Source organism: Cognatitamlana onchidii, assembly GCF_004804355.1.
Classification (GTDB): Bacteria; Bacteroidota; Bacteroidia; order Flavobacteriales; family Flavobacteriaceae; genus Cognatitamlana; species Cognatitamlana onchidii.
In genome coordinates, this window is sequence record NZ_SRWZ01000006.1 from 143,183 (window position 1) to 166,068 (window position 22,886).

A 22,886-nucleotide genomic window follows, 5' to 3' on the forward strand; every position below is an offset into this window, starting at 1 on the left:
TCTAATAGCATGAACCCAATAAAAAGCCAAAACTTACTTTTCGTCTTACTAACGCTATCCCTATGTCTTATTGGATGTGAAGGAGATAGAGGTCCAATCGGCCTAAAGAGCCTTATAAAAACCTCTAATGAACCTGCAAGTAGTCGCTGCGAAAATGGCGGGACAAAAATTGATGTTGGTATTGATAACAATGCCAACGGCGTATTAGATAATGATGAAGTAACCAGTACCAGTTATGTTTGTAATGGCGTTGATGGTAATACGAGCCTAACATCTACAACCATCGAACCGGCGGGTGAAAACTGTGCCAATGGCGGGTTAAAGATTGACTCTGGAATTGATACCAACGGCAATGGAACCCTTGATGAGGATGAGATAACTGCCACAGCCTATGTGTGTAATGGTAATGATGGTAATAATAGCCTAACTAAAATTACTACTGAAGCGGCAGGAGCCAATTGTGAAACTGGTGGTGTTAAAATTGATTCGGGGGTAGACACCAATGGCAATGGCATGCTTGACGAAAATGAAATCATTGCAACTGCCTATGCCTGTAATGGTTTAGACGGCAAGCTTAGTTTAGTGAATGTTAACGATGAGGTAGCAGGAGATAACTGTGAAAACGGGGGAGTTAAAATAGAATCGGGGGTTGATGATAATGGTAATGGCACTCTGGATGACGATGAAGTTAGCGTAGAACGCTATGTTTGTAATGGTATTGATGGTGGGTTTGATGAACAAATAAGACTTTTGATAATAAGTGGATCTGGAGGTGAATTTGGCACCAATGGACCTCCAACCATAGATGGGGAGTTAATTGATTTTGATAAACGTAACTGGATAGGTGTAGACTCTATAGTATTTATACCTGGACTTCATACATGGACATCAAATAATACAGTTTTTGCTGAATTATATGATCTTACTAATAACAGAGTTATTGATAATTCAAAAGTGTCCACCAACAGTACGGATTTTATTCATGTTAAATCGTCAAATATTTTCAGTGATTTACCAGAAGAAAAAATTGATTTAGCTATTCAATTAACATCGGAAAACTTGGTTGACCCGAATGGCCCCATTGAATGGAGTTGGGCTCGTGCAAAGTCTTATTTAATGTTATATCGAAACATTAAACCTGAATAATTCTTAATTCTTAAGGCATATAAAATGAATACGCATGCCTTCTTGTTGTTTCAGGCATCCATGCGTATTCATTTTGTTGTTACTCTAATAATCTAGAAAAAAACAGCTCTAGGCCATATAAAACTTAACTCAGCAAATAGATGCGTTAGGGATTGCAACGGTAGCTTTTGGCGAGGCGTGCATCGAGCCAAAACTAAAAGTGGAAAGCCCGACCCGCCAGGGTAACGCCCTAATTGTTTTAATTAATATACTTGGTTTCTAGAAAGTAACCCACAATAGCTTCTTTCATTAACACACTTTGCTCGCCTGCCTTTAAAAAGGGAAGCTTTTCGAGCATTTTATAATGTGGCCAGCCATCATCATCTACAAAATCGAGTTCGTAATAACCATAAGGCACCAATACTTTACATATAGCAATATGCATAAGATCGAGCTTTTGGTCCTTTTTAAAAGTCCTGCCAAGCTGCCCCAATTCCTGAACCCCAATTAAATAAATAATCGCATCAAGATCTAGCGTATCGCCATCTGCAAATTGATTGGAGAGTTTCTGCACTAGTGTCTCCCATCGTTCCTTTAATTGTTCGTCTCTAGACATCAAGTTTATCGTTATTACTATATGGTGCTAATACTAAATTGGGATTAGCTCAACCAAAATATTTTCTACGCAATACACACTTGAAAATATGCGTTTTACTAATTTGAAAGCTGCAAAGTTAATAAACCATATGTTCACTATTATTTATATTTGCTGAAATTGTTTAGCTACAGGTTATGGAGGTTATTGATATTGTTTTGGGTGCTCTAATTTTATTTGGATTGGTTCGCGGTTTTATGAAAGGGCTCTTTGTAGAAATTGCCTCGTTAGTAGCCTTGGTGGCTGGGGTTTATGGCGCCATACACTTTAGTAATTTTGCTGCGGAATTTTTACAATCTAAAACCGATTGGAATGAGAACACGATTCATATTGCGGCATTGGCTACAACCTTTGTAATAATTGTTCTAGCTATTGCCTTTGCAGGGAAAGCCTTAACCAAATTAGCAAATTTTGCTGCTTTAGGTATTTTAAACAAACTAACTGGAGCGGTTTTCGGTGCTTTAAAAATGGCCCTTATATTAAGTATTGTTTTAAATCTTTTTGATAAAATAAACAAAACGATTTCTATTATTGATGAAGACCATGTAAAAGATTCTAGTTTATTTGAGCCTATAAAAGAACTAGTCCATGTTATAATTCCTGATATATGGGAGCCTACCATAGAAATCATTGAAGATACGACCCTTTCAAATGAAGCATAAAAAAAGCCACTAAATAGTGGCATAGTTTTTTTATACTATAGGTTTACAGCATTTCCACTTTCCCAGTAGAGAGCATATAAACACCACCTACTATTTGAATTTCTCCGGCTTCTTCCATCTCTTTCAATATTGGGCTACGCTCCCTAATACGGTCTATGGTAAATTTAACATTATTTTCAACGGTTTTAGATACAAATTCACTGTTTGACGAATTTAGTTCACCATCAACTTCTTCAGAACTTCTTTTTACTGCAGGCAAAATATTTCCTAGCATGGCCGTAATATTGCCCAGCTCAACACCATCGCAGGCTGCTTTTACTGCACCACAGCTTTCATGACCTAAAACTAAAATTAATTTACTTCCTGCAACCTTACAGGAATACTCAAGGCTTCCTAATATATCAACATTCTCAAAATTACCTGCAACTCGCGCTACAAAAATATCTCCAATAGCCTGATCGAAAACAGTTTCTACAGGTACTCTAGAATCTATACAAGACAGCACCACGGCCTTAGGAAATTGACCTGTTGTTGTTTGACTTATAAGTGAGGCATTATCAACTTCTTGATTATTATTATTTACAAAACGGTTATTCCCGGCAATTAAATCTTCTAAAACACTTTGCGGGGTGTATGCCGATTGTACATCTTTTGTTATGGCCGTATTTTTCATATGTATAAGGTTATTATTAATCTCTGTCTTTTACATTAAGTTTTATCCATTTCAGGCAGTCCTTAAAGGTATCAAAAATATGTTCATTGGGAACAAAATCTGGAATTATATCAATACGCTCCATCATATACCTAGGTTGCTTAAGAAGATCTACAAACAGGACGTCAACATCTTTCTTTCTCAAATCTTGGAGCATATCTTCCATAGCATACAGGCCCGATTGATCCATATATTGCATACGTCCTAACCTTAAAATAACCACTTCTGCTGTTTCAGGTATTTGGGCATATAACTGTTGAAAATCGCTGGTAGAACCAAAGAATAATGGTCCTTTTAAGTGTTTTATAAATACTTCTTCCTTTAAATTAACCGGAAAATCCCCCTCATCATCCCAGGCTTCTTCCTTAAGTGGTTTTACATCGGAGCGTTCCGCCGTTAAATCCCCTATTTTTTTCATAAACATAAGGGATGCAATTACCAAACCGATACCAACAGCATATACCAAGTTCCAAAAAGTAGATAATACTAAAACGGTTAGCATAATTACAACTTCCATACTAAATTTTATAGGTCCAATTTTCACATCTTTTGGTAAACTTGGAATGGCCTTTAAGCCCTTATAATCCATAACTCCAATACCTACAGTAATTAAAATACCCGCTAAAACAGCCGCAGGAATTTTTGAAGCAATGGGTCCTAAACCAAGCAAGATTATAAATAACAAAACCCCTGCAATCATGCCAGACAATTTAGTTTTTCCACCAGAAGTGATATTTACAACGGTCCTAATGGTTGCTCCTGCACCGGGAATACCACCAAAAATAGCTGCAATACTATTGCCTATTCCTTGCCCTACTAATTCCTTATTGGGTTTATGTTTGGTCTTAGTCATGTTATCTGCCACCACACTAGTAAGCAACGAATCGATGGCTCCTAGTAATGCTAAAGTAAGTGCTGTAAAAATATAGGGTGTTAAACTCGCTAAATTAAAACTGGTAAAGATTTCTAAATTAGGAATTGGTAATCCGCTTGGAATCTCATCAATGGGTCTATACTGTATCCCAAAGCCTATTGCGATACCAGACATAACTAAAAGCGCTACTAAAGTACTGGGGATGGCCTTTGTAATACGTTTAAACCCATAAATTATGAAGATTGTTCCAAGTGCCAATAACAGTTCTATCCAGTTAATATGTTTAACCGCTCTGGGGATAGCTTTTATAGATCCTAAAGCGCCCGAAGCTGCTTTTGCAGCAAGTGTTTGAGATTCTTTTAAAATGGCTTCCTCCGTAACCTCATCTGAGCGTTCTATGGTTTCCTTAAAATCTTCCAACACAAGAATACCTTCTTCCGCTTCTTCTTTTAAAATATTCTCTAAAATAACCTCTTCAGCCTGTGGTTTAAACTGGCTTACAAAGTCCATATCTTCCTTTGGGTAATATCCTAAGGAAGGCTGTATTTGAGTTAATAAAATAATCACGCCTATGGCAGTCATAAAACCAGAGACAACAGGGTATGGGATATACCTGATATACTTTCCTAAACCTAAAAGGCCTAAGCCAATTTGCATTAACCCCGACAGTAAAAAAATAGTGAGTATTACGGGAAGCGCTTTAGATATATCGCCGTCGTTAGTGGCAATAATACCCGCAATAACCACCATACTTACTGCCGTCATTGGAGCTGTAGGTCCAGAAATTTGAGTGTTAGTACCACCAAAAAGTGCTGCAAAAAAACTAATAAAAATAGCCCCGTAAAGACCTGCCGTAGGCCCTAAACCAGAAGACACTCCAAAAGCAAGAGCCAACGGTAATGCCACAATACCAGCAGTTACTCCTCCAAAAATATCACCTTTTAAATTTGAAAATATACCTTTTACCACTACCTTATAAGTTTTAACCTCTAAATTAATCTAAAATGGCAAAAAATAAGCTAATATTAAAAATATCAGCTTATATAAAAAATCATAATGATTCTTCCTTAAGGATGGCCTATTACAGTTCATATGGTTGCCTACCCGAAATAAGCATTGACACATTAAGTTTACCAATTAAATCTCTTAAATCATATTTCATAAGATTTACCGTGTCTTTTGCTGGCGCCTTATCCCTACCCACACATAACAAATCAATCTTGTTTTTAGATAAATACTTTGACAGGTTATCTATGGCATTATCCCCTTTCTCAAACACATAATTAACTGTTTTTAAGCTACTAAATACACCTTTACCGGCCTTTAATTGAGACGGTGTCTCTCCAATTTTAAAAGATTTTAAAGGGACATTAGTGTTTTTAATTAGTTGATCTGCAAAATCAATATCTAAAGGTTTATGTTTACCTTGAAATATTCCTAAAGAAAGTTTTTTGTTGGGTTCTAAAACGTTGCCTTCAGAAGCAATAAAAACGGGTCCTTCATGATGTTTTAGTATAAACTGCGTCATATTATCTCCTCCAAAGTTTAAGAACTTCTGCTTGCGCTTACCCAAAACAATTACATCTGGATTAACCTCCTTAATATGACTAATTATTTCGTTTTTTACATTTCCTATGGCGAACTTGTATTTTATTTTGACGTTATAATCTTCAGCGATTGAATTCAATAAGGTTTTTATCTTTTTTTCCGAGGCACTAAACTGACTGTTAATAGTTCTTATTGCCGAGAATTGATTGTCTTGTTTTATAACCTCTGTTGGTTTCTTTACATAAAAAAACTCTACCGCTCCATCTATCATGTTTGCTAAACGCGCAGTGCTTTTTAAGATAGAAGCTGTTGAATTCTTAAAATCGGAAAGCACCAGGATCTTATACTTCTTTTTTTCCATGATTTCTAATTCTAAGTCAATTTTGGCCTTAATTTGAAAAATTCAATAAAACTCTCAGGGTTTTCAACAATGCCCCGCTCAGAAATTAATTGAATATCAATATTCCTTTCGGTTGCCTTAAATGCAAAATCCTCTAAAATCTCAATAATATCGTTATCTAAATATCTCGTTTTAGTAACATCAAGCTCTAAATAGGTGTCTCTAGGCAAGCTATCTAATTCTTTTAGGATAGCCCCTTTATTGAAAAAGGTTACTTCTTCGGCAAGCGTCATCTTAATTTTATGTTTTCCATTACTCTTGTCCTCAATGTGCAGGAAGTGTGAATTCTGAAAGCTCTTAATTAATATCACTATAATACCAACTCCCAATCCAAAGCCAATTCCCCAAAGTAAATCAACAAATACAATCCCTAAAATAGTCGCTGTAAATGGCACCCATTGTTTCCAGCCTAAACTAAACATTTGTTTAAACGTTGATGGCTTAGCCAGCTTGTATCCTACAAGCAGTAATATAGCCGCTAAAACCGACAGCGGGATCATATTTAATAATCTAGGGATAAGAATAATAGAAGTTAACAAGAAAAACCCATGAATTATGGCCGAAAGTTTTGATCTTCCTCCGGACTGAATATTGGCAGAACTTCTTACAATCACCTGAGTTATTGGAAGCCCTCCTATCATGCCAGAAATAATATTTCCTGTTCCTTGTGCGAGTAATTCTCTATTTGTCGGCGTTACATTTTTGTGCGGATCTAATTTATCTGTTGCTTCAACACATAACAATGTTTCTAAACTAGCAACAAGTGCAATAGTAAAGGCCACTACCCAAACATCTGGGTTTGTTATGGCCTTAAAATTAGGAAAGCTAAACTGCGCAAAAAATGAAGCGCTATCTTCGGGTACAGGTACACTCACTAAATGCGTCTGTGATATACTTAAAGTATCATTTGACTGTGTTATAACATAAAAAATAATCCCAATAACCACAACCACAAGAGGTCCTTGAATTAGCTGAAATATCTTTGCCTTTTTTGAAAGCACTTTTTCCCAAAGAATCAAAATCCCTAAACCAACTACTCCAATTAATGCAGAACCTGGGGTTATAAACTTGAGCGTATTAAACAAATCAGAAAATGTATTTTCACCATCTACCTGAAAAAAAGCAAAATCCCCTTCGGGATCGGCATCATATCCAAAGAAATGAGGTATCTGTTTAAGAATAATAATAATCCCTATTCCTGTTAACATCCCTTTAATGACGGATGAAGGAAAATAGTAGCCAATAATACCAGCTCTTAACACTCCAAATAACAGTTGAATAACACCGCCTAAAACCACAGCTACCAAAAAATTTTGATACCCTCCTAAGGTGCCAATCGCAGTAAGTACTATAGCTGCCAATCCAGCAGCAGGACCACTAACCCCTATTTTGGACCCACTTAAAGCTCCAACCACTATACCTCCCACAATACCAGCAATTAATCCTGAAAATAGAGGTGCACCACTAGCTAATGCAATCCCCAAACACAATGGCAAGGCCACAAAAAACACGACAATACTAGCTGGTAAATCTTTTTTAATTGTTTTAAACATATTACAATGAATTATCCTTTTGATATTTGGAAATATCGAAAAGTTGTTAAAATTAAGACTGAGACTATTTAGATTAAAACAGTCTGAAAAAAACTCTAAATACTATAATATGATTAGCTCTGGAGGCGGGGAGATAAGATTTAAATGAGGCTTAGGGTACTTTTTAAAAAAGTAAACCAAACTATTATCGGTTTCATTTAAATCAAATTCTGAAAGATATTTTGAAAAATCATAAAGCAACAATTCTTTATCTTTATTTTTTTCTTGACCTTTTTCTTCTTCTTCACTTGAAGTATAAAACACAGAAACATCGACCGAATCGTCTACCATCATAATGACTGTTGGCGCACTTACAAACACTAAGAACAACGCAGATAAAAATATGGAAACGATGTGTTTTGACATCTAGGCTCAAGTTTTATTAAGACCTAAATATAAGAATTTCGCGTTAGTTATAACTAAAAGTCCTTTAACAATTTAACATCCTCAGACATAACCCAACCTGTTTTCCCGTCTGTAAGTTTAATTTTTTGCCAATTATTATAGCTATCTACCACTTGGACTTTAGTACCTTCATGTAACCTAAAAGCTTCTTCTCCATTAGGGTTTGGCGTGTTCTTTACTCTACTTTCTTGAACAAAGATAATCGCTGGGTTATCAAGTTTTTCAAGATTATATTTATGAAAAGCTAGTGCTAAGGTGATACAAACCAACATTAATGCCGTTATGCTGGCAATAAATGTAAATCGTTTTCTAAATGTGGAGTACGAAAAATAATAGAACAAGAACAATATTACAAAGACAAAAACCAACACAACAGTGCAAACAGCCCAAGAATCGAATGACATTGCATTCGCTATATTCTTAATAATTTTAGCTAATCCCGCTTCAGGTATTACGTCAATTACATCGATTGTCATGTTTTTCGCAAAGGCCATATTGTCCTTAATATCTTGATCATTAGGATTTAAAAGCAAGGCTTTTTCATAAAAATAAATACTTGGAGCTATATTGTTTAATTTATAATTGGCATTCCCTAAATTAAAATACAAATCGGCTGAGTGATATCCACTTTCTAAAATAGCCTGATAATTATCAATAGCTTCTGCGTACTTCCCTGCATTATAAAAGGCATTGGCCTTCTCAAATAAATCTTGATTTTGAGCAAAACCAACCATAGTCAAAGAAATCAACAATATGTGAATTATAAATTTCATACTACCTTGCTTGTTTATCTATTAAAGAAATGGTTTTACTAGCCTTTTCATAGTCCTCTTGCATGGTTACGATATCAATTGGTGTATAACGTGCCAGTTCACAACGTTCTAAAATACTGTTAAAGGCATTGATAACCTCATTATCCACGTTCCTACCAGACAATAGTTCGGTTATTTTATCCTTACTTAAATCACTAGTCTCGATACGTAATTTAGCCTTTAAATAATTATGCAAAGCTTTTTCTAAAGCAATGTAAAAGGCCTCCTTTTGACCTAGTGATTTTTTTGCGCCTTTTAAATATTTTCTGGCCAGTTTATCGGCTTTTCTAATTTTATTCCCATAAACATCGGCATCTCTAGCTTCTTTCTTTCTTCTAACAATAACCGCCAACGGTATGGCTATAAACGGTAATAAAAATAAACTCCAAAACAACTTAGTTTTAAAGAAAAAAGATGACTGTACCTCACTAAAATCTGTTCGCGTTTTTATAAAAGCAAATTGATCACTATTTAAAACCACCGCTTGTTTGTTTCCGGCAGAAACCACTTTGTTTACATTACCCGAAGTACCGCTCGATGGTCCGTTTAAAACATTTATAACAATCTCATCTGAAGACAACCGCTTGTAAGACTCTGTTTTTAAGTCGAAATATGAAAATGAAATGCTCGGAATAGGGTATTTTCCTTTGTACTGAGGAACCACTGTATAGCTATCTGAAATACTACCTTGCATGCCCGATAAATTTGTTTTTACCTTTTCGTCATGCTCCGGTTCATAGACTTCTAAAGAACTAGGAAGGGATACTTTTGGAAGCTTAAAGAGTTTTAAATTGCCTTTACCCTTTACACTAACTTTTAGCTGTAACGATTCGGTAGCATCAAGTTCTGTTTTTGTGGTTGCCACATCAAATGTAAAATCGCCAACGGCACCAGTAAAATCTTGTGGCTTACCCATTTCTGGTAGCGGTTTTACATTAATTGTTTTGCTACCTGCCGAAACTGTTTTATTGGCTCTTGCCATTAAAACACTTCCAAAAATGTCTCTTCGGTTAGTAGGAACACGCAAAGCAATATCTAAACTTAAAGGCTCTATATTTAGACGGCCCGTTTTCTGAGGATATAATACCGCCTTTTTATAAATTACATAGCGGTAATCCTCCCCGTTGTACTTACCACTTTGCACCTTTTGGTTTTTCGTGTCTAGGTTCTGACTCCAAAAATCATTATATCGAGGGGTGTCAATTTCATTAACATTATCAACGGCTATTTTGTGAGATATGTATAGCTTATAAACCACCGTTATGGCTTCATTCAAATAGGGATTGGTGTTTGATACCTCTGCAACCAAATGGATGTTTTGCGACGCCAAATAATTCGGGTCATTAGGGTCTTTGGGAAGTTCTACTGCTGCCGTCACTTCAACCTTAATAGGAGAGGTTTTAAAGGCGCTTCCATCTACATAAATAGTTGCTTGCGAAATAGTAAAAACACCTCTTTTCTTTGGTGCCAACCAGTAGCTATACGTTTTTTTGAAGGTTCTAACTCCGTTAATCCATGAATTACTTACAGATTGATTTGGCCCACCTACCACCGTAAACATTGAAAAATCTGGAGGACTAAAATTATCTCCATCTTGATTCATTATAAAATCAATACGCAGGCGTTCGTTAATACCAAGCTTATGCTTACTAACTTTTGCAAAAAACTCCACCTCTTGTGCAGAAATAAAGCTTACAGACAATGTAACAAGTATGGTTAATATGTGCTTAAGTAGTTTCATTTATAGTCCAAGTCTGGTTGGTTTACCTACCAATCTTTATCTGTCTTTATTATAACCCCTTTTTGTTTTTCAGCATTCATTTTTTCTTGAACCTTCTGCTCTTGATTATTCATAGCTTCTAACAAGTTTTTAATCTGTTGAGGCGATAATTGACCTGGTTGAGGTTTTGGCTGTTGTGGTTTTTCTTTTTTATCCTCTCCTTCTTTACCCTCATCTTTTTTATCATCTTCAGGTTTACCGTCGTCATCATTTTTATCATCTTCTTTCTGCTCATCTTCGCCCTGATCGTTTTGGTCCTCCTCATTATCGCCTTCCTGATCTTTATTCTCTTGATCTTCTTTGTTATCTTTATCCTCTTGATTCTCGTCGTTCTGGTCGTCTTTGTTCTGATCCTCCTGCTGTTTCTGTTCTTCTGCACAAGCCTTAGCAACACTTAAGTTGTATCTTGTTTCATCGTCTATAGGATTATTTCTTAAGGCGTTTTTATAGGCTTCAACAGCTTCTTTGCATTTTTCATTCTGCATCAAAACGTTCCCCATATTATGAAACGCTTTGTGCTTTTCGTTTTTAGAAGTGGCTGCTTTTGCTGCTTGCTCTAAACGAAATAAGGCTTCTGGTGCATTTCCATTTTTTATGTAAGCATTAGCTAAATTGTAGGTTCCAGCTACTGAACTAGATTCTTCTGAAATGGCTTTTCTGTATTCCATTTCTGCTAAAACAAAGTCTTCTTCTATTAAATTATTGCCTTCATAAACATAATCATTGGCTCTTTTAATAGCCAGTTCCTGAACCTTATCCTTTTCCTGAGAAAAAGATATACTTGAAAAGCATATTATTAATAGTGTTATTATTTGTTTCATTTTTTTACTTCTAAAGTATAAAACCTGTTCTTTTTTATGAGTTAAAAAACTTATAAATAAAGCAACTCTCTAATCACAAATTCTCATTAAATAAATTCAATTTTTTCAACCATGCTGTTTTTCGTTCCAATAGAAAAACATCTAACAGCAAAAAGAAAATACCAAATCCTAAAAACCACTGAAATTGATCCTTAAAATCGGCAAATTGTTTCGCTTCAAATTCTGTTTTGTCCATGGCATTTAAAATCTCTCCTATACTATCCACAACCTCATTTGTGTTTCTTCCGTTTATATAAACGCCATCGGCCTCGTTAGCTATTTCCTGAAGCGTTTCTTCATTTAGCTTTGTTATAACAGTTTCTCCTTGACTATCTTTTTTATAGTTAAGTACAACGCCGTTTCTTTTCTCTGGAATAGGACCACCCTTAACATCTCCTACGCCTATAGTAAAAATTCTAATCCCGTCTTCACTAGCTTCTTCAGCTACCTCTGCCGAAGCTTCGCTATGATCTTCTCCATCAGATATTATAATAAGTACACGATTGGTTTGCTCTTGATTATCAAAATAAGTCCTTGATAGTTTAATAGCCTCATTAATTGCTGTACCTTGAGAAGACAGCATGTCTGTATTCATACTTTGCAAAAACATTTTTGCTGAGGCATAATCTGTGGTAATAGGCAACTGCGGAAATGCTTTGCCTGCGTAAGCAATAATTCCAACCCTATCACTGGCCAAATTATTAATGATTTGTGTGACTAATTGTTTCGACTTTTCTAAACGATTGGGCGCAATATCTTCTGCAAGCATACTTTTTGATACATCGACAGCAAAAACAATATCGACACCTTCACGTTTAACAGTTTCTAACTTGGTGCCAATTTTGGGGTTTACAAGGGCAATAGTCAAACAAAAAAATGCGAGACTTAGCATTAAAACTTTTAAAGCGCCTTTAAACACAGATCTATTAGGGCTTAATCGCTTAAGAAGCTTCTTATCTGCAAACTTATTCTGAGCCTTATACCTCCAAAATTGAAGCACCAAAAAGAATAGTATTATAATAGGAATAATACCTAACGCCCAGAACCATATTTTTTCTTCTAACTGATACATTATTCGCGTTTCATTTAAACAAAACTTCTAAAAACGGTAAACCTTAATAGCAATTCTAGCAACAGTAATAGGCCTGCCAAAATAACTAAAGACCGGTATTTTTCATCATAGTTATAGAACTTAAACTCTTCTATTTCCGTTTTTTCTAATTTGTTAATCTCCTCATAAATTTCTTCAAGCTTCTTGTTATTGGTAGCTCTGAAGTACTTTCCACCTGTAGCATCTGCAATTTCTTTTAGTAACTCCTCATCAATTTCTACTTGTGCCCTGGCATATTGAAACTTTCCATTTTGCAAAATAGCAACTGGTGTTAAAGCCATTCCGTTTGTTCCCAAACCAATAGTATACGTTTTTATACCATATTCAACTGCTAATTCACTCGCTATCTTAGGGTCAATAAAACCAGAATTATTGACACCATCCGTAAGTAGAATAATAACTTTACTAGTCGCTTTACTATCTTTCAATCTATTTACTGAAGTGGCTAACCCCATTCCAATAGCCGTTCCGCCTTCAATAATAGTATTGTATTTAATACTTTTTAAGGAACGTAATACAATACCTTTATCACTTGTAATTGGTGTTTTAGTATAACTTTCTCCTGCGTATTCAACTAAACCAATTCTATCATTTGGACGCCCTTTTATAAACTCGGCTGCCACCTTTTTGAGAGCCTCCAATCTATTAGGAGATAAGTCTTTTGCCAACATACTTGCCGAGACATCAATAGCCATAACAATATCAATACCGCGAGTTGTTTTCGTTCTGGTAGAAACGTCTACCGATTGCGGTCTTGCAAGCGCCGTAATAAGTAGTGCCAACGCAACAAGCCTTAAACCAAATAAGACATGCTTTAGTTTTGGCAACCAAGAGTGTGTTAACTTGAAACCTTTTAAGCTTGAAATTTTTAACTCGGCTGTTTGTTTCTTATGCTTTAAGATGTACCATAAAACAGCCGGTGGTATAGCTAAAAACAACCAAAAAAACTCTTTATTTAAAAACTCTACGCCTCCAATCATCACTTATCTAGTTCTTTAAGTTCTACTGAATTAAGAATTCGCTCTACCATTTGCTCTGCATAGCTGTCTCCTGTTTTCCATGTTAAGGAAACCTGCTGTACAATATTCTGAGTCGTAAACGCCAAAAGCACATATTTACCATTCTCTAACTGCTCTGTTCCTTGAGTAGGCATTTGTAGGGAACCATAAACCTTTAATCCTTCGGCACCATTTGGAGTAATAAATTTATCATTCTTAGTAACAATATTTTGGGCTCCAGCCGCTTCAAAAGTTTTTAAATTACCATCAATAACTTGATTTAAATCAATATTGGTATCGTCTTGTGTTTTATAGTTTGAAGTGGCAACAACAATATTAAATTTATCAATTAAGCTACCGTAACCAAAAAGCGTTATATCAACCTGCTGTTTCATTTCATCAGAGAGACCAGCATCTATTCTCTTAAGAACCCTTGGTGTTGTTATAGTTACAGGTGGAAAACCGTACTGACTAGTTACCCAATCGCCCTCCAAAAGTTCTTTACTATCATGCCCAATAATGGTATCTTTTACATAATTAAAACCAAACTTTAAGGACAACCCTGTTACAGTGGCAAGCAATAAAAAAACACTAATTCCAACGGTAAGCCATATTTTTTTACGCTTCTTCTTGCGTTCTTGTTCTTCTCTATATTTTTCGTCTAGCAGTTTTTCTTCTTCGGTAGGTTCTGGTAGCGCCTCTTTAACATGGTCTATTTCAACATCAATAGTTTGTCTATCCATTTTTGCCAATTCAACATCTGGAGCAGATTTAGCAAATTTCACCAAATCGGCACGTTGCAAGATACTTTCTAGATTCTTAATATCATCTTTAGAAATATCAATTTGATTTCCTTCTTTTAATAAGGTTAGCCGATCTATGAGCTCGTTAGTGGTACTCTCCAAAGCCTTGTCGTAAACCTTCTCTTCAAGATACTTTCTAATAATAAATGTTAATTCAGAATAATAGTCTTTTAAGTTTTCGTGCTCTAAATATGGGCTTTCATCTAGTTTTTTTAATGCCAATTTTGCCCGATCATACGGCGGTAATAACGCGATTTGTTCTTCTTCCGTCAATGGTTTTTGACGCCATATAAACCAATATAATAGTGCTCCAACCAAAGCCATTATTAGTATTGCTAAAAGCAAGTATTTCCACCACTTACTTCCTGATTTTTCAACAGCAATAATCGGTTTAATATCGTATAGTCCTTTTGTACTGTCTATTACAACCGTATTCACTTCTACTTTCAAAGAATCTGTAAAAAAGCTTTTATCTCCAATGACTATTTTTTGCGGAGGAATAGTATACGACCCTGAATCAAATTGTGTTAACCCGTATTTTTTTATAAGATTGAACTTATCCTTATTTTTTAAGGTATCTACATCATAAGACTCTATAACTTCTAAAGGTAAAAAAGTCTGTCCCTCAGGAAAAACTACCAACTTGGAAGTATCTGCTTCTACCTGTATACGATAAGTAATTTGCTCTCCAATTTTAATTGAAGTAGAATCTACAGCCGATTTTACTTGAGAAAAGGAAAAATTAGATGCCAGAATAAAAATTACTAAAAACACAATCGAAGTTAGGCGTCCTAAATCGATATTTTTCCATTTCATAAATTGTAATTCGTTAACCATAAATCACTCTCCTTATTAACCTCTTCTTTTAAAGTAGCCCAATAATTTTTTCACATAACTTTCGTCTACCCTACAATCAATAACACCAGCACCAGCTTTTGAGAAACTCTCTTTGTAATAGGCTACTTTTTCTTTATAAAACTTGGCATAATTTTGTCTAACTTTTTTAGATGAAGTATTTACAAGCATATATTCCCCAGATTCTTCATCCTGCATTTGCACAATACCTAAATTTGGAATGTCCGCTTCTCGTTTATCATAAACTCTAATGCCTGTTACATCATGCTTTCCTGAAACAATTTTCATGGTTTGATGATAGTCTTCGGCCATAAAATCGGAAAGCACAAAAACAATGGCTTTCTTTTTCATAACATTTTGCATGAATTTTAAAGCTTCGGCGAGATTAGTTTGCCTACTCTCAGGTTTAAATTCTATGAGTTCTCTAATAATTCTTAATACATGAGAGCGTCCTTTTTTAGGCGGAATGTACAACTCTACCTGATCTGAAAATAAGATTAAACCAATTTTATCATTGTTTTGAGTAGCAGAAAATGCTAAAGTGGCGGCTATTTCAGTAACCACCTCATTTTTAAATTGCTCTTCTGTTCCAAACAATTCAGAACCAGATACATCAACCATTAGCATCATGGTTAATTCTCGTTCTTCTTCAAAAACCTTTACAAAGGGTTCGTTATAGCGGGCTGTTACATTCCAATCTATATTCCTAACATCATCACCAAATTGATACTGACGCACTTCGCTAAAAGTCATACCACGTCCTTTGAAAGTAGAATGATATTCTCCTCCAAAAATATGATCAGACAACCGGCGTGTCTTAATCTCAATTTTTCGTACCTTCTTTAGTAATTCTTTAGTATCCATCTATAAATTGTCTATTGAATATTTTTTATTGATTATTCTTGAACCCTATAATCAATGGTCAATTATCAATTGTCAATTATTAAGGTACTTCTATTTCGTTTACAATTTTATTGATGATTTCAACCGATGTCACATTTTCTGCTTCAGCTTCATAGGTAATACCTATTCTATGTCTTAACACATCATACACAACAGCTCTTACATCTTCAGGAATCACATAACCTCGTCTTTTAATGAACGCGTAGCACTTAGCAGCGGTAGCTAAATTGATACTTCCACGAGGGGAAGCGCCAAAGGATATTAGGGGTTTTAAATCGGCTAATTTGTATTTTTCAGGGTAGCGGGTAGCGAAAATAATATCTAGGATATATTTTTCTATTTTCTCATCCATGTACACGTCCCTAACAGCCTCTTGAGCTCTTAAAATTTGATCAATAGATACTACGGCTTGAACTTTATCCCATGCGCCTTTTAAATTAGCCCTCATAATGAGCTGCTCTTCTGTTATTTTAGGGTAATCAATAACTGTTTTTAACATGAAACGGTCTACCTGAGCTTCTGGTAATGGATAGGTTCCTTCCTGTTCTACTGGGTTTTGCGTAGCCATTACTAAAAATGGTTTGTCTAGAGGAAAGGTTTCATCTCCGATGGTTACCTGTTTTTCCTGCATAGCCTCTAGTAGTGCTGATTGCACCTTAGCTGGAGCCCTGTTAATCTCATCTGCCAAAACAAAATTAGCAAAAATAGGTCCTTTCTTTATTGAAAAATCATTGACCTTCATATTGTAGATTAATGTCCCCGTTACATCTGCAGGCAATAAATCTGGAGTAAACTGAATTCTACTAAAACTTCCATCAACTGCTTGCGACAGCGTGTTAATTGCAAGTGTTTTTGCTAAACCAGGTACACCTTCTAACAAAATATGCCCGCGTCCCAGTAAACCAATAAGCAGGCGTTCTACCATATGCTTTTGACCCACGATGACTTTATTCATCTCTAACATCAATAAATCAACAAAAGCACTTTCTTTTTCTATTTTTTCATTAATCGACTTAATATCAATCGTACCTGTTTCTTCCATCATTTTTTATTTTATTAAAAGCCCGAATATACAGTCCTTATTTGAGCATTGCAAATTGTTAAAATTTTTATTGTGATGATGTTAAAAATTGGTTAAAAATATGAACAAACCTCAACAGGAATAGTATTTAACAAAATATTATAATACGTTTATCTTAAATAAGAACTCGATTCTATTTCTTTCAAAAAAAAGAATACGTTTTATTCTTGTATTGCGTATTTTGTGGTAATCATATAAAAACTTAAAAACCAGAGCATATGGCAAAAACGGCGCTTATTACTGGAGCAACCAGTGGAATTGGAGAAGCAACGGCCTATGAGTTCGCAAAACAAGGTATTCAATTAATTTTATGTGGAAGACGATTAGAGCGACTTCAAACCATAAAAAAGGCTTTGGAAGGTTTAACCAACGTCCATTTATTAAACTTTGATGTAAGAAATAAAGACGAAGCCTTTAAGTACATAAATGAGCTCCCTACAGCATTTAAAAACATTGACATTCTTATAAATAATGCTGGGAATGCTCATGGCCTCGATCCCATTGAAACTGGAAATATTGATGACTGGGATGCCATGATGGACATTAATGTAAAAGGTTTATTATATATAAGTAAGGCAGTAATCCCGCAAATGACTGAGCGCAGGTCGGGGCATATTATTAACATTGGATCTTCGGCTGGCAAAGAAGTGTACCCAAAAGGAAATGTTTATTGTGCCAGCAAGCATGCTGTTTTAGCTATTACAGAAGGCATGCGAATAGACCTAAACCCTTATGGTATTAAAGTAGGATCAGTCAACCCCGGCTTGGTTGAAACTGAATTTTCAAAAGTACGTTTTAAAGGCGATGCCATAGCCGATTTGGTTTACAAAGGCTACAAGGCTTTGCAAGCCAAAGATATCGCTGAAATTATTTATTTCGTGGTATCCAGACCAAGTCATGTAAACATAGCCGATTTGCTAGTTTTTCCAACAGCCCAAGCCAATAGTACTACCATAAATAAAAACTAGACGTAATAGGTTCCTTAAATCATGATTAATAAACGCCTTCTTATAAAACACTTACTCGCTCACAATGACGAAAACAGTTTTTATGACAAAAAGCGTAAAATTGACATTAGCCATAAAGAAGGGAAAGCAAAATTCTTAAAACACATATGTGCATTATCAAATAGCAACCCCAAAAACAACTCCTACATAGTTATTGGGATAGAAGATGAGGATAACAACATTATTGGGGTAGATTTTTTTGATGATAGTAAAATACAAAACCTTATTAATGCCTATTTAAGTAAGCCTCCTATTGTACAATACGAAAACATTCCTTTTCCTCATTTACCAGATGATAAAGTAGTTGGACTGGTAACTATTAGACCAACAGGAACACTTACTTCATTAAGAAAGAATATTTGGAAATATTATGGAGGTTCTGTGTTTTTTAGAGATGGCAGCATGAGCATGCCTAAGTTTTTTGACATTGAAGTAAAAGATGTTAACTCTAAGATTGTTGAAGCCATTGAAAAGCATGCCCAAAATAATATAGAGCATACCCTTAATGGTGTTTTTCATTTTATGAATACGCGAAAAGATTACAACGCTAAGTACAAAGTTTTTAAAGAGTATTTTGTGGTATGCTGGGCCGGACAAAAAAAAGTGGTTAAAGATGAAGTCTTTTACTCTAGAGTAGACATTGAACTTATAAATGAACAGGTACGATTATTTTTTTCTGCCTTAGACGAAGTTTCTATTGATTATAATGATGATAGCTTTAAAATTATTGAATACGTTAACCTTGGCTTACAAGGCAGCAACAAATATTATAAACTTGAAGAAACTCTTATAAAGTTTGAAGACAACGCCCATTACAACATAGAAACCAAATTATTGTTTGATCCGCCGCAGTTTGATAAAAGAATATTGCATCATATTTATAATGCCAACAACAGTATTTTAGAAAAGCTTAAAAAAGGACAGGCTTTAACCGAAACCGAACAACAGGATTTAAGAAACTTACCTGCCACATATTTAATATGTTACTTAAACCTTTTTCATGAAGCACTAAATAAACTGAACGAGGCCAAACCCTACTTAAAAAACCATAGCAAAGAAATATATAGCTTATATAAAGAAGCCTTGAGGATATTGAGAAAGGTAAAGTATAGTTAACATTTGTTAATAGATTTAACTTTAAGTTAACTTTAAAAAATTCCTTAGAAATGGAAAAGCACTACATTTGCACTGCTATTAATCTTTTTAAGATCTGAAACCTTGTCTCTCAATTGTTATTCAATTTTGGTCAAGGTTTTTTCATTTTTTAAATATATTATTAATAGTTTCATGGTTTGCACCAATGTTTGCATTTTCTTTTACATGGCAGCCAAATTCTGAAAACGTTAAAATTAAAATACCGCCAAACATACCACTGGCTTTTAAATCATTTACCAAACTCTCGAGTTAAAAAAAACCGCTTTTCTTAGAAACGGCTTAGTAATGATATGTAATGCTCAAATCTATTCTATAAATCAAATTTAATGCCTTGAGCCAATGGTAACTCAGTTGTATAGTTAATAGTGTTTGTCTGTCTGCGCATATAAACTTTCCAGGCATCTGATCCAGATTCGCGACCTCCTCCAGTCTCTTTTTCACCCCCAAATGCACCTCCAATTTCGGCACCAGAGGTCCCAATGTTTACGTTGGCAATACCACAATCACTTCCTGCGTGAGATAAAAATCGCTCCGCTTCTCTTAAATTACTCGTCATTATTGCTGAAGAAAGCCCCTGAGCTACATTATTTTGAATGTCAATAGCATTTTGAACGTCTCCATTATATTTCAATAAATACAATACAGGAGCAAACGTTTCGTGTTGTACAATTTTAAAATGAGGTTCTGCTTCTGCAATTGCTGGTTTTACATAACACCCGCTCTCGTATCCAACCCCAGAAAGGACACCTCCTTCAACAACCAAATTACCACCTTCTTTTACCACTTGTTCTAAAGCGGAGGTATAACTCTTAACCGCCTCGACATCTATTAAAGGTCCCACATGATTATTTTGATCGAGCGGATTACCAATGCGTAATTGCTTGTAAGCGTCTATTAAAGCCTGCTTCACCTTTTCGTAGATTGAATTGTGGACAATTAATCTTCGTGTCGACGTACATCGCTGACCTGCCGTACCAACTGCACCGAATACCGCTCCAATAATAGTCATTTTAATATCAGCATTAGGAGTCACTATAATGGCATTATTACCTCCTAATTCTAAGAGTGATTTGCCCAAACGGCCTGCCACTTCTTTTGCTACTATTTTTCCCATTCTGGTAGACCCTGTGGCAGAAACTAAAGACACTCTGGTATCTTTGGTGATAAGCTCTCCTACTTTATAATCGCCATTAACCAAACATGAAATGCCTTCAGGTAGGTTATTCTCTTTTAATACCTCTGTTATTAAATTTTGACAAGCTACTGCGCATAATGGTGTTTTCTCTGAAGGCTTCCACACACAAACATCCCCGCATATCCATGCTAAGGCCGTATTCCAAGACCAAACAGCCACAGGAAAGTTAAATGCCGAAATTATTCCAACGATCCCCAGCGGGTGATATTGTTCATACATACGATGTCCTGGGCGCTCAGAGTGCATAGTTAAACCATGAAGCTGACGTGAGAGACCAACGGCAAAATCACAGATATCGATCATTTCTTGCACCTCTCCCAAACCTTCTTGATAACTCTTACCCATTTCAAAGGACACCAACTTACCAAGCGCATTTTTATGTTTACGTAGTTTTTCTCCAAATTGACGCACTATGTCTCCACGTTGAGGAGCGGGCATAAGCCTCCATGTCTTAAATGCTGAAACTGCCGCCTCCATAACTTTTTCATAATCAGCTTTTGTTGCTGACTTGACCTTTGCAATTAAAGTTCCATTAACTGGAGAAAAGGATTCAACAGGCTCTCCATTTGAAAAGTTCTGCACTCCTGTAGAAGCCCCTTCGTTCATCATCCTAACCTGTAAATCTTTAAGAACCTTATCTATACCAGAACCAGAATTCATATTCATTAAGTTTGTTGATTTAATAGTATTATTGTTATTATTTGCGAATATACTAATAAATAGTTGATTTTTATGAAATTAATCAATTACTAAATATTAACTTTAACCTTTTCTTATAACCTATTTCAAATGAAACCCATCCTTACAACCCTCCTTATTTCTGTCTTTATATTATCCTGTAGAGACAACAAAACCATTAAAAAGGAAACCTCTAATCAAGAAAGAGTTACATTTTCTATTGTCGTTCATGGAGGCGCCGGAAATATTATCAAAGAACAAATGTCTGATAGTTTAGAAATGGTATATCGTCAGGAATTGAAAGAAGCTATTCAGGTTGGATATAACATATTAGATACCGGTGGAACAAGTCTTGATGCTGTTCAAAAAACTATAAATATTCTGGAAGATTCCCCTCTATTCAACGCTGGAAAAGGAGCCGTACTTACCTATGATGGCATAAATGAACACGACGCTTCTATAATGGATGGTAAAACTTTAAATGCTGGAGCATCAGCTGGAACCAAAACAGTTAAGAACCCCATAAACCTAGCTAGGGCCGTTATGGAACAATCTCCTCATGTAATGCTCTCTGGTAATGGAGCAGAGTTGTTCGCCAAAGAACAAGGATTAAACATAGTTGATCCAAGCTATTTTCTAACGAAAGCAAAATTAAATGCATTAAAGCGGATAAAAGCATCTGACAACAGTGAAGTTGTTTCGGTTTATGACCAAACTATTAGCGATTCAAAATTTGGAACCGTTGGTTGCGTTGCTCTTGATAAACATGGAAACCTAGCTGCTGGCACTTCTACAGGGGGAATGACCAACAAACGGTGGGGACGTATTGGAGACTCGCCTATTATTGGTGCAGGCACCTATGCCAACAATAATACTTGTGCTGTATCTGCCACAGGTTGGGGCGAATTCTTTATAAGAGGTACGGTAGCCCATGATATTTCTGCCCTTATGGAGTATAAAGGAATATCTTTAAATGAAGCGGCTCGTCTAGTTATTCAAAGTAAACTAACAGAACTTGGTGGAGACGGAGGCATAATTGCTATCGATAAGAACGGGCATGTGACAACGGAGTTCAACACATCAGGTATGTTTCGAGCCAGTATGAACGACAAAGGAGACCTTTACGTAGCTATATTTAAAAACTAAGTTTATTTTTGGAAATGCTACTTTCTAAAAAACACCTGTGTATAATAAAAAAATCCTGAATTATCTTTTATAGCACTAATACCTATATGAGTAAAATTCGCTTCTATATTAGCTTTATGCCCTGGGCTGTTTAACCAAGCTTCCATAACCTCCTTTGCGGTTCTGTATTTAAACGCAACATTTTCTCCTACCTTAATAGCTTGTTCTTCAGAGATAAGCCTGTCCCCTCTTTCATCAAAATTATCATGACTAATATCTCCCTTATTAATCATATATAAGGTATGTTCCTTAGCTAAAACGGCAGCAAGATTGTTGATCTCTAATTTTGATTTTCCAATACTGGACCGATGATTATTAACCAATTGAAGAATCTCTGTTTCAATAGCACTTGCCTCCACGTTTATGATATCTTCACTTGAATCATCATCAACTGGAATATCAACTTCATCATTTGAACAAGACATAATACAAATAGCAGCGACCACGCATATAAAACACTGTCGTGCTTTAGCATAAATAGTTTTCATAA

Annotated in this window: 21 protein-coding genes; 5 read left to right on the forward strand and 16 right to left on the reverse strand. The window is 35.5% G+C overall.

Annotated elements, in window-relative coordinates; genetic code table 11:
- Positions 1 to 9: 9 nt before the first annotated feature.
- Complete coding sequence (locus E5D58_RS12195) at positions 10 to 1,146, forward strand: DUF7151 family protein (RefSeq protein ID WP_136482150.1); 1,137 nt, start codon at positions 10 to 12, stop codon at positions 1,144 to 1,146.
- A gap of 238 nt (positions 1,147 to 1,384) precedes the next feature.
- On the opposite strand, the gene E5D58_RS12200 is transcribed toward E5D58_RS12195, so the two are convergent.
- Entirely contained in the window at positions 1,385 to 1,741 is a 357-nt protein-coding gene (locus E5D58_RS12200) for a hypothetical protein (protein ID WP_136482151.1), read from the reverse strand.
- A 176-nt stretch (positions 1,742 to 1,917) separates the two neighbouring features.
- Between E5D58_RS12200 and E5D58_RS12205 the strand changes: the two genes are divergently transcribed.
- Entirely contained in the window at positions 1,918 to 2,442 is a 525-nt protein-coding gene (locus tag E5D58_RS12205) for a CvpA family protein (protein WP_136482152.1), read from the forward strand.
- A 43-nt stretch (positions 2,443 to 2,485) separates the two neighbouring features.
- Here the strand turns inward: E5D58_RS12205 and E5D58_RS12210 are convergent, their stop codons facing one another.
- From E5D58_RS12210 to E5D58_RS12270, 13 genes are all read right to left on the reverse strand, one after another.
- The gene (locus E5D58_RS12210; RefSeq protein ID WP_136482154.1) at positions 2,486 to 3,115 is read right to left on the reverse strand and encodes a carbonic anhydrase family protein; all 630 of its coding nucleotides are present in this window, start codon (positions 3,113 to 3,115) and stop codon (positions 2,486 to 2,488) included.
- Positions 3,116 to 3,131: 16 nt separating this feature from the next.
- Positions 3,132 to 4,997 (reverse strand): SulP family inorganic anion transporter, encoded by a 1,866-nt coding sequence (locus E5D58_RS12215; protein ID WP_136482156.1) that lies wholly within the window; start codon positions 4,995 to 4,997, stop codon positions 3,132 to 3,134.
- A 112-nt stretch (positions 4,998 to 5,109) separates the two neighbouring features.
- Positions 5,110 to 5,937, reverse strand: coding sequence for a universal stress protein (locus E5D58_RS12220; protein WP_136482158.1), 828 nt, complete (start codon positions 5,935 to 5,937; stop codon positions 5,110 to 5,112).
- A gap of 11 nt (positions 5,938 to 5,948) precedes the next feature.
- Positions 5,949 to 7,529, reverse strand: a complete 1,581-nt coding sequence (locus tag E5D58_RS12225; protein WP_136482160.1) for a SulP family inorganic anion transporter — start codon at positions 7,527 to 7,529, stop codon at positions 5,949 to 5,951.
- Positions 7,530 to 7,631: 102 nt separating this feature from the next.
- Positions 7,632 to 7,934 (reverse strand): hypothetical protein, encoded by a 303-nt coding sequence (locus E5D58_RS12230; protein ID WP_136482162.1) that lies wholly within the window; start codon positions 7,932 to 7,934, stop codon positions 7,632 to 7,634.
- 53 nt (positions 7,935 to 7,987) lie between these two features.
- Positions 7,988 to 8,746 (reverse strand): tetratricopeptide repeat protein, encoded by a 759-nt coding sequence (locus E5D58_RS12235; protein WP_136482164.1) that lies wholly within the window; start codon positions 8,744 to 8,746, stop codon positions 7,988 to 7,990.
- 1 nt (position 8,747) lies between these two features.
- On the reverse strand, positions 8,748 to 10,526 hold the full coding sequence (locus tag E5D58_RS12240; protein ID WP_136482166.1) for a BatD family protein: 1,779 nt from the start codon (positions 10,524 to 10,526) through the stop codon (positions 8,748 to 8,750).
- A 26-nt stretch (positions 10,527 to 10,552) separates the two neighbouring features.
- Positions 10,553 to 11,386, reverse strand: coding sequence for a tetratricopeptide repeat protein (locus E5D58_RS12245; RefSeq protein WP_136482169.1), 834 nt, complete (start codon positions 11,384 to 11,386; stop codon positions 10,553 to 10,555).
- A 73-nt stretch (positions 11,387 to 11,459) separates the two neighbouring features.
- Positions 11,460 to 12,497, reverse strand: a complete 1,038-nt coding sequence (locus tag E5D58_RS12250) for a VWA domain-containing protein (RefSeq protein WP_136482170.1) — start codon at positions 12,495 to 12,497, stop codon at positions 11,460 to 11,462.
- Positions 12,498 to 12,511: 14 nt separating this feature from the next.
- Complete coding sequence (locus tag E5D58_RS12255; RefSeq protein ID WP_136482172.1) at positions 12,512 to 13,516, reverse strand: vWA domain-containing protein; 1,005 nt, start codon at positions 13,514 to 13,516, stop codon at positions 12,512 to 12,514.
- Positions 13,516 to 15,174: a BatD family protein gene (locus tag E5D58_RS12260; RefSeq protein WP_394345711.1), complete on the reverse strand. Its 1,659-nt coding sequence runs from the start codon at positions 15,172 to 15,174 to the stop codon at positions 13,516 to 13,518. The genes E5D58_RS12255 and E5D58_RS12260 overlap by 1 nt, the downstream gene beginning before the upstream one ends.
- A gap of 15 nt (positions 15,175 to 15,189) precedes the next feature.
- Positions 15,190 to 16,056, reverse strand: coding sequence for a DUF58 domain-containing protein (locus tag E5D58_RS12265; protein ID WP_136482174.1), 867 nt, complete (start codon positions 16,054 to 16,056; stop codon positions 15,190 to 15,192).
- A gap of 79 nt (positions 16,057 to 16,135) precedes the next feature.
- The gene (locus tag E5D58_RS12270) at positions 16,136 to 17,137 is read right to left on the reverse strand and encodes an AAA family ATPase (protein ID WP_136482378.1); all 1,002 of its coding nucleotides are present in this window, start codon (positions 17,135 to 17,137) and stop codon (positions 16,136 to 16,138) included.
- A 257-nt stretch (positions 17,138 to 17,394) separates the two neighbouring features.
- Here E5D58_RS12270 and E5D58_RS12275 point away from each other — a divergent pair, with 257 nt between their 5' ends.
- Positions 17,395 to 18,144: an SDR family NAD(P)-dependent oxidoreductase gene (locus tag E5D58_RS12275; protein WP_136482176.1), complete on the forward strand. Its 750-nt coding sequence runs from the start codon at positions 17,395 to 17,397 to the stop codon at positions 18,142 to 18,144.
- 21 nt (positions 18,145 to 18,165) lie between these two features.
- The gene (locus E5D58_RS12280) at positions 18,166 to 19,299 is read left to right on the forward strand and encodes an ATP-binding protein (protein WP_136482178.1); all 1,134 of its coding nucleotides are present in this window, start codon (positions 18,166 to 18,168) and stop codon (positions 19,297 to 19,299) included.
- A 349-nt stretch (positions 19,300 to 19,648) separates the two neighbouring features.
- On the opposite strand, the gene amaB is transcribed toward E5D58_RS12280, so the two are convergent.
- A complete protein-coding gene (amaB, locus tag E5D58_RS12290) occupies positions 19,649 to 21,193 on the reverse strand; it encodes an L-piperidine-6-carboxylate dehydrogenase (protein ID WP_235835914.1) in 1,545 nt (514 codons plus the stop codon).
- A gap of 129 nt (positions 21,194 to 21,322) precedes the next feature.
- Here amaB and E5D58_RS12295 point away from each other — a divergent pair, with 129 nt between their 5' ends.
- The gene (locus tag E5D58_RS12295) at positions 21,323 to 22,357 is read left to right on the forward strand and encodes an isoaspartyl peptidase/L-asparaginase family protein (protein WP_136482184.1); all 1,035 of its coding nucleotides are present in this window, start codon (positions 21,323 to 21,325) and stop codon (positions 22,355 to 22,357) included.
- 17 nt (positions 22,358 to 22,374) lie between these two features.
- On the opposite strand, the gene E5D58_RS12300 is transcribed toward E5D58_RS12295, so the two are convergent.
- Positions 22,375 to 22,884 (reverse strand): CAP domain-containing protein, encoded by a 510-nt coding sequence (locus E5D58_RS12300; RefSeq protein ID WP_136482186.1) that lies wholly within the window; start codon positions 22,882 to 22,884, stop codon positions 22,375 to 22,377.
- Positions 22,885 to 22,886 lie beyond the last annotated feature (2 nt).